The organism is Amycolatopsis mediterranei (assembly GCF_026017845.1).
In the GTDB taxonomy this organism is placed as follows: Bacteria; Actinomycetota; Actinomycetes; order Mycobacteriales; family Pseudonocardiaceae; genus Amycolatopsis; species Amycolatopsis mediterranei.
Genome location: NZ_CP100416.1, coordinates 3,438,438 through 3,454,396, shown reverse-complemented (window position 1 = coordinate 3,454,396; position 15,959 = coordinate 3,438,438). Strand labels below are relative to the sequence as shown.

10 protein-coding genes are annotated in these 15,959 nt (G+C 73.5%); 5 read left to right on the top strand and 5 right to left on the bottom strand.

All coding sequences use genetic code 11. The features are described 5' to 3' along the window. Window positions 1-5: 5 nt before the first annotated feature. From glgC to ISP_RS16455, 4 genes are all read right to left on the bottom strand, one after another. Window positions 6-1,223, bottom strand: coding sequence for a glucose-1-phosphate adenylyltransferase (glgC, locus tag ISP_RS16470; RefSeq protein WP_014467118.1), 1,218 nt, complete (start codon window positions 1,221-1,223; stop codon window positions 6-8). Beyond that, the gene (gene glgA / locus ISP_RS16465; RefSeq protein ID WP_013226306.1) at window positions 1,220-2,374 is read right to left on the bottom strand and encodes a glycogen synthase; all 1,155 of its coding nucleotides are present in this window, start codon (window positions 2,372-2,374) and stop codon (window positions 1,220-1,222) included. Before glgA ends, glgC begins: the two co-directional genes overlap by 4 nt. A 217-nt stretch (window positions 2,375-2,591) precedes the next feature. Next, window positions 2,592-3,980: an MSCRAMM family protein gene (locus ISP_RS16460; protein ID WP_230468908.1), complete on the bottom strand. Its 1,389-nt coding sequence runs from the start codon at window positions 3,978-3,980 to the stop codon at window positions 2,592-2,594. A gap of 125 nt (window positions 3,981-4,105) precedes the next feature. Beyond that, window positions 4,106-4,480 (bottom strand): STAS domain-containing protein, encoded by a 375-nt coding sequence (locus ISP_RS16455; protein WP_013226308.1) that lies wholly within the window; start codon window positions 4,478-4,480, stop codon window positions 4,106-4,108. A gap of 333 nt (window positions 4,481-4,813) precedes the next feature. Between ISP_RS16455 and ISP_RS16450 the strand changes: the two genes are divergently transcribed. Then, window positions 4,814-5,686, top strand: coding sequence for a MerR family transcriptional regulator (locus ISP_RS16450; RefSeq protein ID WP_013226309.1), 873 nt, complete (start codon window positions 4,814-4,816; stop codon window positions 5,684-5,686). Window positions 5,687-5,741: 55 nt separating this feature from the next. Here the strand turns inward: ISP_RS16450 and ISP_RS16445 are convergent, their stop codons facing one another. After that, complete coding sequence (locus tag ISP_RS16445; RefSeq protein ID WP_013226310.1) at window positions 5,742-6,176, bottom strand: SRPBCC family protein; 435 nt, start codon at window positions 6,174-6,176, stop codon at window positions 5,742-5,744. 227 nt (window positions 6,177-6,403) lie between these two features. On the opposite strand from ISP_RS16445, the gene ISP_RS16440 reads away from it, so the two are divergent. From ISP_RS16440 to fusA, 4 genes are all read left to right on the top strand, one after another. Next, window positions 6,404-9,985, top strand: a complete 3,582-nt coding sequence (locus ISP_RS16440; protein ID WP_013226311.1) for a discoidin domain-containing protein — start codon at window positions 6,404-6,406, stop codon at window positions 9,983-9,985. 217 nt (window positions 9,986-10,202) lie between these two features. Further along, the gene (locus ISP_RS16435; protein WP_013226312.1) at window positions 10,203-11,831 is read left to right on the top strand and encodes a hypothetical protein; all 1,629 of its coding nucleotides are present in this window, start codon (window positions 10,203-10,205) and stop codon (window positions 11,829-11,831) included. Between the two features lie 52 nt (window positions 11,832-11,883). After that, a complete protein-coding gene (locus ISP_RS16430; protein WP_014467119.1) occupies window positions 11,884-13,524 on the top strand; it encodes a PucR family transcriptional regulator in 1,641 nt (546 codons plus the stop codon). A 409-nt stretch (window positions 13,525-13,933) separates the two neighbouring features. After that, the gene (gene fusA, locus ISP_RS16425) at window positions 13,934-15,889 is read left to right on the top strand and encodes an elongation factor G (protein WP_013226314.1); all 1,956 of its coding nucleotides are present in this window, start codon (window positions 13,934-13,936) and stop codon (window positions 15,887-15,889) included. The last annotated feature ends 70 nt before the right edge of the window (window positions 15,890-15,959 follow it).

Below are 15,959 nucleotides of genomic sequence, written 5' to 3'. Positions count from 1 at the left end.
GCGGCTCAGATCGCGCGTTCTCCCTTGCCCAGCACGACGATGCCGCCCTCGCTGACGTGGTAGTGGCCGCGGTCGCGGGCCAGGTCGACACCGATGTGCGCCCCGGGCGGGACCACGACGTTCTTGTCCAGGATCGCCCGCCGCACCACCGCGCCGCGGCCGACGCGGGCACCGTCGAGCAGCACCGAGCCCTGCACCACCGCGCCCTGCTCGACGAGGACGTCGGGGGAGAGCACCGAGTCGACCACCTGGGCGCCGGAGATGATGCAGCCGTTGCTGACGATCGACTGGTTCGCCGAACCGCCCTCGACGAACTTCGCCGCCGCGCGCTGGGCGGGGTGGGCGAGGATCGGCCACCGCCGGTTGTAGAGGTTGAAGATCGGGTGCGTCGAAATCAGATCGGTGTGCGCGTCGTAGTAGCTGTCGATGGTGCCGACGTCACGCCAGTAACCGTGGTCGCGTTCGGTTTCGCCGGGCACGACATTGGTGTTGAAGTCGTAGACGGCGGCTTCCCCCGATTTGACCAGCGCCGGGATGATGTCGCGGCCCATGTCGTGGTGCGACGCGGCGTTTTCGGCGTCGGAGTGCAGGGCCTCCAGCATCACCTTCGTCGTGAAGATGTAGTTGCCCATCGACACGAACGACTCCTCGGGGGAGTCCGGCAGGCCCGGCGGGTCGGCCGGCTTCTCCATGAACGCGTCGATCATCAGCCCGTCGGTGGTCCGGATGACGCCGAACGAACTCGCCTCCGCCCGCGGGACGCGGATCCCGGCCACCGTGACGCCCGCCCCGGACGCGATGTGGGCGTCCAGCATCTGCCGGGGGTCCATCCGGTAGATGTTGTCCGCGCCGAACACCGCGATGTAGTCGGGGTCCTCGTCGTAGACCAGGTTGAGGCTCTGGTGGATGGCGTCGGCGCTGCCCTGGTACCAGCGCGGGCCCAGCCGCTGCTGCGCCGGCACCGGCGTGACGTACTCGCCGGTCAGCGCCGACAGGCGCCACGTCGTCGAGATGTGCCGGTCGAGCGAATGCGACTTGTACTGCGTCAACACGCACAGCCGCCGGAACCCGCCGTGCACCAGGTTCGACAGCACGAAGTCGACCAGCCGGTGCACCCCGCCGAACGGCACGGCGGGTTTCGCGCGGTCGGCCGTGAGCGGCATCAGGCGTTTGCCCTCGCCGCCCGCGAGGACGATGCCCAGCACATCGGCTCCAGTTGTCACAACGACCTCCCGCACGCTTCGTAGAGGGCGACCGTCCGCTCGGCGATCGCCTTCCAGCCGAACTCGCCGACCGCGCGCTCGCGGCCGGCGGTACCCATCGCGGCGGCCTGGTCCGGGGAGCCGACCACTTCGTTCAGCGCGGCGGCCAGGCCCGCCTCGAACGCTCGCGCGTCCTGTTCGTCGTAGTGCACCAGCAGCCCGGTACGCCCGTCGTCGACGACCTCCGGAATGCCGCCGACGTCGCTGGCCACCACCGGGGTGCCGCACGCCATCGCCTCGAGGTTCACGATGCCGAGCGGCTCGTAGACCGAGGGGCAGGCGAACACCGCGGCGTGGGTGAGCAGCTGCACGACCTCGTCGCGCGGCAGCATCTCCGGGATCCACCGGACGCCGGTGCGGGTCTTCTCCAGCTCGGCGACCAGCCCGCGGAACTCGGCGTCGAGTTCGGGGGTGTCGGCGCCGCCCGCGCACAGCACGAGCTGGACGCCCGGGTCCAGCGAAGCGCCGGCCCGGACCAGATGCGGGACACCCTTCTGCCGGGTGATCCGGCCGACGAACAGGACGTACGGCCGGTCCGGGTCGATCCCGTGCTTGGCCAGCGCGCCGGTGCCCGGGTCGGGGCGGTAGAGCGTGGTGTCGATGCCGTTGTGGATCACGTGCACGCGCTCGGGCGGCACCACGGGGTAGGCGGCGAGGACGTCCCGGCGCATGCCGCCGCTGACGGCGACGATCGCGTCCGCGGCTTCGTAGGCCTCGCGTTCGATCCACGACGAGACGCGGTAGCCGCCGCCGAGCTGTTCGGCCTTCCAGGGCCGCAGCGGCTCCAGCGAGTGCGCGGTGACGACGTGCGGGATGCCGTGCGTCATCTTGGCCAGGTGCCCGGCGAGGTTCGCGTACCACGTGTGGCTGTGCGCGAGGTCGTGACCTTCGAGCGCGTTCGCCATCGACACGGCGATGTCCATGGTCGTGAAGGCCGGCTGCCGGTAGCCGTGCGGATCGGTGTGCCCGGTGGCGTCGGGCCGGTCCGCGCCCCAGCAGTGCACGTCGAGGTCGACCAGCGGTCGCAACTCCCGGGCGAGGAACTCCACGTGGACCCCGGCCCCGCCGTAGACCTCCGGCGGGTATTCGCGGGTGAGCAGGCCGACCTTCATGATGCGAACCCTAGGGCCTGACGGGCCCGTGGCGCAGTCTGGCGGACCGGGGAATTCCGCGAGTTTTCCGTCACTGCCCGGGTGATCCCGGGCGCCGTCCACCGCCGCGGAGCGGACCAGCCGGTGCGTCCGGTCCGCTCAGCTGTGGGTTCGCCGGCCGGTCCGCTCCACTGTGGACGACCCGTGGCCCGGCGCGCGGCCGGGCCACGGGCCTGCCTCAGCGCTGGTACCGCAGGGCCCAGTCCTCCCCGCAGGTCCCGCAGCTGCCGACGAAGAGGGCCCCGCTGTCCGCGTCGGCCGGGTGCCAGCCGTCGACGCGCACGCTGTACGGGCCGGCCGGGACGGTCCCGAACGCCACGTGCCCCTCCGCGTCCGACACGGCGGTCGCGGTGACCGAGCCGTCGACGAGGTCGACCAGCTCGACCGGCGAGCCGGCGATCGCCTCGCCCGCGTCGGCCGTGTAGTTGCTGTTGTCGTCGTGGTAGATCACGCCGCCGGTGGGGCCGGGCGGGCCCGGCACGTGGCCGAAGACGTCGAGCTCGGGCCGCCCGGTCAGCGGGCCGGGGTCGATCCCGAAGTCGCAGGCCGCGTAGAAGCCGCCGTAGCTCGGGGCGGCCGAGGGCACGGTGCCGGTCTCGGTGAACGTCCGCGTCTCGCCCGCGGCCAGGTCGATCGCGCCCGGGGCGGCGACGGCCCAGGCCGGCCACCCGAGCAGGTGGTCGGGGCCGCCGAAGCGGTCGCACCCCGAGGTGATCCCGTGCAGGTCACCGCCGCTGACGTTGGTCAGCGTGAAGGTGACCTGGACGGTGTCGCCCACCTGGTAGGAGCCGCGGTCGAACGAGCCGGTCACGTGCAGCTTTTCGGAGAACGGCCGGACCGCGCCCAGCTGCACCACCGGTCCGGGATCGCTGCCGTCGACGTCGACGTACTGCTCGGCGGCGGACTCGTAGATCCAGCCGTCCGGCAGGGTCCGGGTGGAGATCGAGTAGCGCCGGGCCGGCAGGTCGGTGATGGTGAACCGCCCGTCGGCGTCCGTGGTGACCTCGATCGGGTTGCCGGAGCCTGCGCCGTACAGGCGGGCGACGGCACCGGGCAGGCCCTCGCCCGCGTCGAAGGCGCCGTTTTCGTTGCGGTCGCCGTAGAGGACACCGGACGCCGGCCCCCGGGTCGTCGTCGGGTCGACGATCGGGACGGCCAGGTCGGCGCCGTCGACGCCGGGCCCGTGGAACCGATCGTGCGGCTGGCCGTTCCAGGTCCAGACGGTGGCGGTGATCGTGAACGACCGGGTGGCGCCCGGGTCGAGCGTCACGCCGGCTTGCGGGCTGCCGCCGAGGTTCGCCCAGTCCTGGATCGACATCCAGGAGCCGGAGAGGTGCTCGTCCCACAGCGTGACCTTCGTCAGCAGCTGGTCGGTCGTGTTGGTGAGCGTCAGCGTGATCGGGAACGGCTTGGCGATCAGGTGCGGCCCGGCGTCGACCGAGGCGGTGATGATCAGCGACGGCCCGCCGTCGGCGTGGGCGGCCGGCACGGTGAGGGCGCCGGTGGTGAGCACGGCGGCGAGCACGGCGAAGAGCCGTCTCACCCCGCGCTGGGGTGTTCTGGACAAGGTGTATCCCCCTGGAACGGCCGGGCCGGCGGCTCCCCGCGGCGCCGCCCGGCGATGGCGCAGAAAACTGCGATCACCGTCAAGCTAGCGAACGCGGAGGCGCCGGACCAGGGCCGAGGGGGTGATCAGGACTCGTGCGCGCGGCCCGCGACAGCCGCCCGGGCCGCGTCGGACCCGCTGTGCAGCGGCAGCAGCCGGTCCAGGCCGAGGAGCTGCAACGGCCGGGCGACCGCGGTCTCGTCGGCGGCGATGGCGTAGGGCACGTTCCGCGCGGCGGCTTCCCGGTAGGCCTCGACCAGCACACTGAAGACGGTCGAGTCGCAGAAGGTCGTCTGGGTGAGGTCCACGACGACCCCGCGGGCACCGGCGACGATGGAACCCAGCAGGGCGTCCCGCAGCTCGCTGGCGCTGTGCAGGTCCAGTTCGCCCGCGCAGCGGACGGTCACGACGCCGGCGTCGGTCGTGACGGCGAGGCCGGACGCGCGGGGGTGTTCGGTCATCGGTTCCCTCCTTTTCGGGCACCCGGACCCGGATACCCGACGCGGCGGGAGATCACTCGCGGAGCCCGTTGCGGCATCCGAGGGAAGACGATGCACAAGCGTTGCGAGACGGTATAGCGTGGTTCCCCGGCACGTCACCGGCCGCGGCGGTTGCCACACCGCGCGGCCGGCGCGATCCGGCCGACGCGGGCCGGATCGCCGGCGCCGGAGGGGACGCGGCCGGCCATCGCCCCGCCGCCGCGTCCCCGCCGCGGCCTGCGTGTCTTCGCCGTTCGGCCGCCGGGAACATCGCTAAACTTCGGCCGTTCGCGGTCAGCTAGGCGAAGGGGCACGGTGGAACCCGACAACGACGCGCTACCGGTCGCCGGGGCCTGGGCGCCCGGCAAGGTGGCCGAGCTGCTCGGGGTGTCGCCGGTGACGCTGCGCAGCTGGAGCGCGCGGTACGGGATCGGCCCGCCCGCCGGCGCCGGGCGCCACCGCCGCTATTCCGACGCCGACGTCCGCCGCCTGCAGCACATGCAGCGGCTGGTCGGACGGGGGATGCCGGTGCGGGAGGCGGCGGAAGCGGCGTTCGGCCGCGCGCCCGCCGGGCTCGAGGTGCCGGCGGCCCGCCGCGTGCGGGAGCTCGCGGACGCGGCGGAGGAGCTGCGGTACGCCTCGGTGGCGGGGCTGCTCGACGAAACGCTGAGCACGCTGGGCCCCGCCGCGGCCTGGACCGAGGTGCTGGCACCGGTCCTGCGCGGCTTGGGCGACCGCTGGCAGCGCGGCGACGTGTGTTTCGCATCCGAGTGGGCGCTGACGTCGGAGATCTCCCTGGCGTTCGAGCGCTTCAGCCGCCGGTTCCCGGCGGCGGTGCCGGGCCGCCCGGTGCTGCTGGCCTGTTGCCCGGCGGAGCGGCACTCGCTGCCGATCGAGGCGCTGCGGGCCACCCTGGCCGAAGCGGCGGTCCCGGTGGCGTACCTGGGCCAGCTGGTCCCGGCCGAAACGGTGGCGGACCTGGCGGCCCGGCTGGACCCGGTGCTGGTGCTGCTGTGGTCGACCGCCCCGACCACGGCCGACGACCTCCTGGCGGCCCGGCTCCGCGCGTCGGGCTGCGAAGTGGGCACGGCCGGTCCGGGCTGGGTGCACCTGGGCGATCGCGGCTTCCGGTGGGTGAACGACCTGGCCTCGGCGGTGGAACTGGCGGTGGAGCACACGGAGGCCTGAGGGCCGGCCCCTCCTTGCGGAGGGCCCGACGAGATTCGACGCTGCCGCGGGGCGGTCAGCCCAGCTCGTCCAGCACCCGGCGCAGTTTCGGCACCACCTCGTCGCCCAGCCGCTCGAACTCGCGCTTCAGCAGCGGGCTCGCGAGCTTCGCCCAGCCGTGGAACACGATCGTCGCGCGGTACCGGACCGTCGTGCCGTCCGGGCCGGACGTGAGCGTGAAGTCGTCGGTCGAGGTGGCGGTCTTGTTCTCGCCGACGAAGGTCACCTTGCCCGGTTCGCGGCGGGTCAGGCGGTAGTCCAGCTCCGTCTTCCGGCCGCGGAACTCCGAAACGTTGTGCCACCGCGCACCCACCACGATCGGCCCCGGGTCGGTGCGGGTGCACGAGATCGTGCCCGGGTCCCAGTCCTCCGTGTGCGCGAAGTCGGCCAGGTACTGCGCCACCGCGCCGATCGGCGTCGCCACCCGGACCGTGCGTTCGACTTGGACCACTCGGGCCTCCCAAGATCGCTGCAAGTTCGTTGCAACCCTACCGCGTCCCGCTCAGTGGGGCTGGTCGGCGACATCGATGTCAGCGTTGCGGATTCTTGTCCTCCTTGTCTTCTTGACGGTGTCGGCGACCGCGACGGAAGCTTCCTGGCAACGTTGTCAGTCCCCGGCGCCCCACCCCGCCAGGTCCCGGTTGCCGCTGGAAGAACCGCTTGGAGAAGGGAATCCGCATGGCGGAGGAGAACGAGGTGGCCGCCCTGTCCCGTCGGCACGTCCTGACCGCGGGGACCGGGCTGCTGGCCGGGTTCGGGCTGGCGGCCGTCCTGCCCGGTGTCGCGTCGGCAGCACCGGCCGCACCGGTCGCGCCCGAGAGCCGCAAGAGCGACCTCGCCCTGTTCCGGCCGGTCCAGGTCTCCTCGACGGCCTACGCCGCCACCCCGGCCGAGTTCGCCGTCGACGGCCTCGCCCAGACCGGCGTCCGCGGCTCCGGCTGGCGCGCCGCCGGCGGCGACGACCAGTGGATCGTCGTCGACCTGCAGGCCCCGTGCGCCATCGAATCCGTGGTCCTCACCTTCGAGGCCCGGCCCGGCGACCCGGCTTTCGACGCCGGCGCTTCCCGCTCTCGCACCAGCGGGTTCGAGATCCAGTCCAGCTACGCGACGGCCTTCGACCTCGACGTCTCCGGCGACGGCAAGGCCTGGCGCACCGTGCACCACACCGACGCGGGCACCGGCGGGGTCGTCACGATCCCCCTGGCCGTCACCGCACGCTGGGTCCGCTTCACCGCGAGCCGCCGCTCGACGACGAACCCGCTGGGCCTCAACGGCTTCCAGGTCTTCGGCACCAGCCGCGAGGCCCGGCCCGCGGTCCGCGGCTGGACGAGCTTCCCGGTGCGCCCGAACGACGACCCGCCCGCGCCGGCCGTGGCGGCGGACGGCACCGTGCCGCTCGAATCCGGCTGGGTGCTCACCATGGACGACTGGGCACCCAGCGGCGACGGCCAGGTGCTCTCGGCTTCCACTGTGGACACCCGCGGCTGGCTCCCGGCGACCGTGCCCGGCACGGTGCTGGCCTCGCTCGTCGAGCAGGGACAACTGCCCGACCCGGTGGCCGGGATGAACACCCTGCACGTCCCGGAAGCGCTTTCGCGCCACGCCTGGTGGTACCGCCGCCGCTTCGCCCTGCCCCGTGACCTGGACACCGCCCCGGGTCGCCACGTCTGGCTGGAGTTCGACGGCGTCAACCACGAAGCGCAGATCTGGCTCAACGGCGCCGAAATCGCCACGCAGACTCACCCGTTCGGCCGCGGCGTCCACGACGTCACCGCCGCACTGCGCCGCACCGGCGAGCAGGTCCTGGCCGTGAAGATCTCGCCGATGCCGCGGCCCGGCAGCCCCGGCGACAAGGGGGCCGACGGCAGCTCGTGGGTCGACGCGGGCGGCACGATGTTCGACAACTCGCCCACCTACCTCGCCGTCTCCGGCTGGGACTGGATGCCCGCGGTGCGCGACCGCGCATCGGGCCTCTGGGACCACGTCCGCCTGCGCTCCACCGGCGCCGCCGTGCTCGGGGACGTCCGGGTCGACACGAAGGTGCCCGACGGCAAGACCGCCGAGGTCACGCTCACCGTCCCGGTGCGCAACGCCGCCGCGACCGCCCAGCGCGTCAAGGTCACCGCCGCCTTCGGTCCGGTGAACCTGGCGAGCACGGTGACGATCCCGGCCGGGCAGAGCACCGACGTCGTGTTCCCGAAGCAGCGGGTCGAGAACGCGAAGCTGTGGTGGCCCAACGGCTACGGCGACCCGAACCGCTACGACCTGACGCTGACCGCGGCGATCGGCGCCGCCACGAGCGACCGCCGGGCGGTCAAGATCGGCCTGCGCGAAATCGGCTACTCCTACGACCTGCCGATCGTCATCGCCGACGGCCGCGCCACCCAGACCGTCGAGCTCGCGCCGCAGAACACCCGGTTCGTCCGCATGCAGGGGCGCAAGCGCGCCACCGGCTGGGGCTTCTCGCTCTGGACCATGTCGGTGATCGACAGCGGGAACCCCGGCACCGACCTGGCACAGGGCAAACCGTCGGCCTCCCAGTCGGTGGCCGACGGCAACCCGCCCGAGCGCGCCTTCGACGGCGACCCGAACACGCGCTGGACGTCGGCCTACAGCGACGACCAGTGGCTGCAGGTCGACCTCGGCGCCACGACGGCGTTCGACCGTGTCGTGCTGACCTGGGAAACCGCCTACGCGGCGACGTTCGAGATCCAGGTGTCGCAGGACGGCGACACCTGGACCACCGCCGCTTCGGTCGACAACAGCCCGAAGCCGCTGACCTTCCTCGTCAACGGCGTCAAGATCTTCGCCCGCGGCGGCAGCTGGGGCTGGGACGAGCTGCTGCGCCGGATGCCGGCCGAGCGGGCCGACGCCGTCGTCGCGATGCACCGCGACATGAACTTCACGCTGATCCGCAACTGGGTCGGCTCGTCGTACCGGCCGGAGCTGTTCGACGCCTGCGACAAGTACGGCATCCTGCTGTGGAACGAGTTCTGGGACGGCTGGTCGACCGACCCGGCCAACCACGACATCTTCCTCGCGCAGGCGAAGGACACGGTGCTTCGCTACCGCCACCACGCGTGCGCGACCGTCTGGTTCGGCTGCAACGAGGGCACCCCGCCGCCGGCCATCGACAACGCGCTGCGGGACCTCGTCCACACGCACACCGACCTGCTCTACCAGGGCAATTCGGCGGGCGGCGTGATCACCGGCGACGGGCCCTACTACTGGCAGGACCCGAAGCGGTACTTCTCGGGCGAGGCGACCGGCGGGAAGTACGGGTTCTGGAGCGAGATCGGGCTGCCGACGGTGTCGGTCGTCGAAAGCATGCGCAACCTGGTCGGCGCCGGTGACCCCGGCTGGCCGATCGGCGCGTCGTGGTTCCTGCACGACTGGTCGACGGGCGGCAACCAGTCGCCGCAGAGCTACCTGGCGGCGATCGACGCCCGGCTGGCGCCGTCGACGAGCCTGGCCGAGTTCTGCCGCAAGGCACAGTTCGTCAACTACGAGAGCATGCGCGCGATCTTCGAGGCGTGGAACGCGAAACTGTGGAACGACGCCACCGGCGTGCTGCTGTGGATGTCGCACCCGGCGTGGCACAGCACGGTGTGGCAGACCTACGACTACGACCTCGACGTCAACGGCAGCTACTACGGCGCGCGCAAGGGCTGCGAGGCCCGGCACGTCCAAGCGGACCTCACGACGTGGCAGGTGCGGGTGGTCAACCACACCCCGGCGGCGCTGGCCGGCGTGACGGCCACCGCGCGGCTGTACGGCCTCGACGGCGCGGCGCTCGGCCAGGCCAAGGAGCAGCAGCTCGACGTGGCGCCGGTTGCGGCCGCGGCCGCGTTCACCGTCCCGTTCGCCGACGGCCTGCCGGACCTGCACCTGCTGCGGCTGACCCTGACCGACGGCCGGGGCACGGTGCTGTCCGAGAACACGTACTGGCGGTACCGCACGGACGCGGCGATGCGCGCGCTCAACCAGCTCCCGGGCGCGCGCTTGACCACGTCGCTGCGACCGGACGGCGACGCGTACACCGCGACGGTCCGCAACGACGGGCGGACGGTCGCGGCGATGATCCGGCTGTCGCTGCGCGAACGCAACGGCACCGACCGCGTGCTGCCGACCCGCTACGGCGACAACTACTTCTGGCTGCTGCCGGGGGAGAGCCGCACGATCCGCGTCGAGCCGCAGCGGCGGGTGCCGAACGCGAAACTGCTGGTGGAGGCGTACAACGTGGCCGCGAAGCTGAGCTAGCCGCGGTTCTTGTCGGACCCCGTCGCTACGCTGGCGGGGCCTGCGAGCGGGGAGTTCCGGTGCGTGGCTGTGGGTCGCGATCCGGAGCGAGTGGAGGGGTGGCGCGTGTTCCCCTCACCGTCCGCCGACGACCAGCCCGGAGCCGATCCGGGTCTCGGTTCTCCTCGTTCGCGGGCCGCACGGGGGAGGGGCGATCATCGAAGAGCTGTACCGGACGGTGCTGGCCAGGGCGGCGTACCAGGACGCGTTCTTCGCGTGGCCGCGTTCGGAGAGGGAGCGGTACGTTTCGCTGCTGCGGGCGGCGGATCCGGGCTGGGCGCCGGGTTTCCTGCGCTGGCTGCGCGTCGAGACCCCGATGCGTTACGCGGCGCTGGTCGGGGCGGCGGCGTTCGTGACCGGGCGGCTGGAGCGGGGTGAGCACGGGCTCTCGCGGCAGGTGATCGCGTCGGTGTTGTGCCGCGCCGACGACCCGGGGCACGTGCTGGCCTATTGGGCTTTCGCGTACGGGCCATCGCTGCCGAAGCCGGTGAAGCGCGGCGTGGCCGACGCGGTGACGCGGTTGTACGACGAGCCGGCCCTGCTGGCGTACGACGACGGCGGCCACCACTTCGAGCTGGGCTTCGTCCGCGCCGACCTGCCGTGGCTGGGCGGCATCGGCACGCCCCGGCCCCTGCGTTTCGGCGAGGTGATCAGGCTCGTCCATCCCCGGGCCCGCGACAATGCCCAGGGCGACCTGTTCCGGCACGCACTGGCCCGGCGGCACGGGAGGGTACGGACGGTTCCGGAAACGTTGCCGCTGGTGCGAAGCTGGGCCGGGATCCCTGGTCCGGAAGACGGAGTCGTTGCGGCCTCGGCGGGGGACTTCGATCGGCTGGATGCTTCCGGGCTCCCGCCGGCTGCCGGGGTGGTCGGTGCCGGAGGCGAGGAGCAGACAGAGCCGCCGCGGCGGGGCCATGTGGCAGTCCGGCCGGGACAGTCGACCACTGCTCACCCGGCGCTGGCCGGCCCGCTGCACCTGCTCGCCCGGCTCCGTTCGGACTACGGCCACCCGCCGCCCGGGCAGTGGCTTGCCCAGCTGCGGCGGGCCACCACCCCGGCGCAGACCGAGATCCTCCTCGCGGCCCTCCCCGTGGCCGACCTGCTGGCCCGGCCCGGCGGCCTCACCCGGCTGGAGCCGCTCATCCCGCACCTGCCCCTCCCCGTTCTGCTCGCCCACCTGCGCCGGTTCGACGCCGCCGGGATCGGGTTCGAGACCGCCATGGCCGTCGCCGCGCGGATCGGGGATCGCGGGGAAGTCCGCGCGTCCGGGGCGGGGCCGCTGCGGTTCGCCGCGGCCTGGGGCGGGGTGGACAGCCGGCGGTGGGAACCCGCCCTCGCCGCCGGCGCGCGGCACAGCCTCGGCGTCGTCCCCCGGCTGCGTGGGCGCACCCTCGTCGTGGTCGAACCCGGCAGCGACACCCGGATCGTCTTCGGGCTCGCCCTGGCGCAGCGGTGCGACGACGCCGACGTCGGCCTCCTCGGCGGCGGGCGGTTCCCGCTCGAGCCGGGGGAGTCGCCGCTGCACGCCCTGATCCGCTGGCACTCCACCGACCTGCGCACCGCCGCGCCCGCCGCCACCGGGCACGATCGGGTCGTGCTCGTCACCGAGCAGTACCACGAGACCCCGGACGTACCCGCCGGTGTCCCGCTCTACGTCTGGGAGACCCGGCGGTACAGCCGGCACGAACACGAGCCGGAGTTCGCGCACGGCTCGCCGCGCGGGTTCTTCCGCGGGCTCGGCGACGCCTCCTTCCGGCTCATCCCCCAGTGGGAGGAGTTCGTCGCGAAGAACCAAATCAGCAGCTGATTCCGTCCGCTCCGACGAACTAGGCTGACGGCGTCGCGCCTAGCTTCGGGAGGTGCTCGTTTCCGTGAACCTGCGCCCGCACGCCGGCCTCGCCCGCGTTCTCGACGACCTGGGCGGCACGCTCCTGGACCTGGTGCTCGGCGACGGCGACCCCCCGGGCAGCATCGGCGGCGTCGCCATCCACGATCCGCTCGACGAGCCCGCGCTGCCGCAGAACGCCCTGGTGCTGGGCGTCGGCCTCGCCGACCCGGACGAGGTCGTGCGGCAGCTGCGGACGCTGGCCCGCCGCGACGCGGCCGGGCTCGTGCTGCGCGCCCCGGTCACGGTGACCGCCGCGATCACCGCCGCCGTCGAGGAGACCGGCGTCGCTCTGCTGAGCCTGGCCCGGGGCGCGTCCTGGACCCAGCTCGCCGCGATGCTGCGGTCGCTGCTGGCCGAGGGCGACGTCGGCGACGCCCGGCGGGAGACGCTGGCCGGGCTGCCGTCGGGCGACCTGTTCGCCGTGGCCAACGCGATCGCCGCGCTGATCGACGCGCCCGTCACGATCGAGGACCGGCGGTCGCGCGTGCTGGCGTTCTCCGGACGGCAGGACGAAGCCGACCCCTCGCGCGTCGAGACCATCCTGGGCCGGCAGGTACCCGAGCGGTTCGCCCGCATGCTGGCCGAGCGCGGCGTGTTCCGCGAGCTCTACCGCAGCGATCAGCCGATCTACGTCGACCGGCCGGCGGGCAGCCCGGCCGGGTTCATGCTCCCGCGCGTCGCCGTCGCGGTCCGGGCGGGCGAGGAGATCCTCGGCTCGATCTGGGCCGCGGTGAGCGAGCCGTTGACCCCCGACCGCGCGCAGGCGCTGCGTGACGCGGCCCGCCTGGTGGCCCTGCACCTGCTGCGCGTCCGCGCCGGCGCCGATGTCGAACGGCGGCTGCGCGCGGACCTGCTGAGCACGGCCCTCGAAGGCGGCCCCGCCGCGCGCGAGGCGCTGAGCCGGCTCGGCCTGGCCGACCAGCCGGTCGTCGTGCTGGCCCTCGCGGTGCTCGAAACCGGGGCCGCCGACGCCGAGCTCGCGGCCGGCCGCCAGCGCCTCAGCGACGGGCTGGCGATGCACCTGAGCGCGGTGCACCCGCGGTGCGCCGCGGCGCTCGTCGGCGACACGGCCTACGGGCTGGTGCCGGTGACCCGCGACACCGACGCCGAGCAGCGCGCCCTGCGGATCGCCCAGGACTTCCTGGACCGGGTCGGCGACCGCGTCCGCGCGGTGGTCGGCATCGGCCCGGTGGCGCGCAGCGCGGCCGAGCTGCCGGAAGCCCGCGGCAGCGCGGACCGGGCGTTGCGGGTGCTCCGGTCGGGCAGCGGCGCCGGCCGCCGGGTCGCCCTGCTGGCCGACGTGCACGTCGAGGCCCTGCTGCTGGAGCTGCAGGACCTGGTTGCCGCGCGCGGCGACCGCCCGACCGGCGCGGTCGCCCGCCTGCTCGACTACGACGCGCAGCACCAGGCCCACCTCGTGGAGACGCTGCGAGCCTGGCTGGACGCGTTCGGCGACGTCATCGCGGCGTCCGCGGCGGTCCACGTGCACCCGAACACCTTCCGCTACCGCCTGCGCCGCCTCGCCGAGGTCGGCGGCTTCGACCTGACGGACCCGGAAGCGAGGTTCGCCGCCATGCTCCAGCTCCGCGTGGTCGCCCCACCTCCTTCCTGACCGCGTGACCGGGGAGCCGACACGCGTGATTGAAGGGTCGACACGCGTGATTGAAGCGACGACACGACGGGCACTCGGGGCGTCCGGCGTGTCGACCGTCCAAACACGCGAGTTGACCTTTGAATCACGCGAGTTGACTCCTCAGTCACGCTGATGCCGCGAAATTGCGTTGGCGGCCGAGCCGGGCGTCGCTACTGTTCCCCGGAACCTGTCCACCGCGTCGAACGAAGGGAGCCGGTCGTGCGTCGCCGCATTGCTGTCGCTTCCCGTCCGCGGTCCGAGGTGATCCTGGTGTCTTCGCGTCCCCGGTGCCTGCCGCGCGGCTCGCACCGGACCCCGTGACGCGTTCCTGAACCCCGTCGCGGGGAATCGCGCCGTCCCGATCACTTCGTCCACAAAGGACCGTGTCGTGCGCAACCGACCCCTGACCACCGTCCGCAACCTGGGCATCCTCGCCCACGTCGACGCGGGCAAAACCACCGTCACCGAACGGATCCTGCACCGCACCGGCGCCACCCACAAGACCGGCGAGGTCCACGACGGCACCACCGTCACCGACTTCGACCCGCAGGAACGCGACCGCGGCATCACCATCTTCGCCGCGGCCGTCAGCTGCACGTGGAACGGCCACCGGCTCACCCTCATCGACACTCCCGGCCACGCCGACTTCACCGCCGAGGTCGAGCGGTCGCTGCGGGTGCTCGACGGCGCCGTCGCCGTGTTCGACGCCGTCGCCGGGGTCGAGCCGCAGAGCGAAGCCGTGTGGCGGCAGGCCGACCGGCACGGCGTGCCGCGGATCGCGTTCGTCAACAAGCTCGACCGCGCGGGCGCCGACCTCGACGCCGCCGTCGCTTCGATCCGGGCGCGGCTGCACCCGGCGCCGCTGGTCGTGCAGCTGCCGATCGGGCGCGAGGACGGCTTCACCCGTGTCGTCGACCTGCTGCGCCTGCGCGACGAAGACGTGCCGGACGAGCTCGTCGCCGAAGGCCGCCGCCGGCGCCGCGCGCTGGAGGAGGCGGTCGCCGAGCTGCACCCGGTGGCCCTCGACGAGTTCTGCGCCACCGGCACGGTCTCGGCGGAGACGCTGGAGAAGGCGCTGCGGGAGCTGACCCTCAGCGGCGACGGGCTCGTCGTGCTGTGCGGGGCGGCCTACCGCGACCGCGGGATCGAGCCGCTGCTCGACGCCGTCGTCGCGTACCTGCCGTCGCCGGCGGACGTCCCGCCGGTGCGGCCCGACCGGCCCGCCGACCCGGCGGCGCCGCTGGCCGCGCTGGTGTTCAAGGTCATCTCGACGGCGACGGGACGGCTCACGTACCTGCGGGTGTATTCGGGAACGCTGCGGAAGGGAGACCAGGTGACGGACGCGGGACGCACCGAGCGCATCGCCCGCGTCCTGCGCGTGCAGGCCGACCGGCATTCCGAAGTGGACAGTGCGACGGCCGGCGACATCGTCGCGGTGGCCGGGCCGAAGGCGGCGCGCGTCGGCGCCACCCTCGGCGCGCCCGGCGACCCGGTACTGCTGGAACCGCCGGTGACGGCGGACCCGGTGGTCTCGGTGGCCGTCGAACCCCGGCGGGCGGGCGACGGCGAGCGGCTGACGGCGGCCTTGGCGCGGCTGGCCGAGGAGGACCCGTCGCTGGTCGTGCGGGTCGATCCGGAGACCGGGCAGACGGTGCTGTCCGGGCTGGGTGAGCTGCACCTGGAGGTGGCGGTGGAGAAACTGCGCCGCGACCGTGGCCTGGAGGTCGCGGTAAGCCGTCCTTCGGTGGCGTACCGCGAGACGGTGGTCAGCGGCGTGACGGGGCTGGTGTACCGCCACGTCAAGCAGGACGGCGGGGCGGGCCAGTTCGCCCACGTCGTGCTGGACGTCTCGCCCGCGCCGGAAGGCTTCGAGTTCGCCTCGGCCGTCGTCGGCGGCCGGGTGCCGCGCGAGTACGTCCGCGCGGTCGAGGCCGGCTGCCGGGACGCGCTGGCCGAGGGGCCGCTGGGCGGCCACCCGGTGACCGGCCTGCGGGTGACGCTGACCGACGGGGCGACGCACCCGAAGGATTCCTCGGACCTGGCGTTCCGCACGGCGGGCCGGCTCGGGCTGCGCGAGGCGTTGCGCTCGTCGGTCCTGCGCCTGCTCGAGCCGGTGGCCGAGGTGGCGGTGACCGTCCCGCCCGACGTGGTCGGCGGCGTGCTCGGCGACCTGGCCGCCCGCCGGGGCCGGGTGGCCGGCTCGGCGGTCCGGCCGGGTTCGGCGGTGGTGACGGCCACGGTGCCGGTGGCGGAGCTGTTCGGCTACGCGAACCGGCTGCAGAGCCGCACGCAGGGCCGCGGCACGTTCACCGCCCGCCCGGCGGGGTTCGCGCCGGTGCCGTGAGGTCGCGGGTGAGCCGGGAGCGGATTCCGGCTCACCACCCCGGGAACGGCCGGCGTGCCGACCCGCCGAG

Excerpts from the sequence above, each read along its gene's own strand:
- ISP_RS16455 (WP_013226308.1), bottom strand. The coding sequence starts at position 4,480 with ATGACCGAACACCCCCGCGCGTCCGGCCTCGCCGTCACGACCGACGCC.
- glgA (WP_013226306.1), bottom strand. The coding sequence starts at position 2,374 with ATGAAGGTCGGCCTGCTCACCCGCGAATACCCGCCGGAGGTCTACGGC.
- ISP_RS16440 (WP_013226311.1), top strand. The coding sequence starts at position 6,404 with ATGGCGGAGGAGAACGAGGTGGCCGCCCTGTCCCGTCGGCACGTCCTG.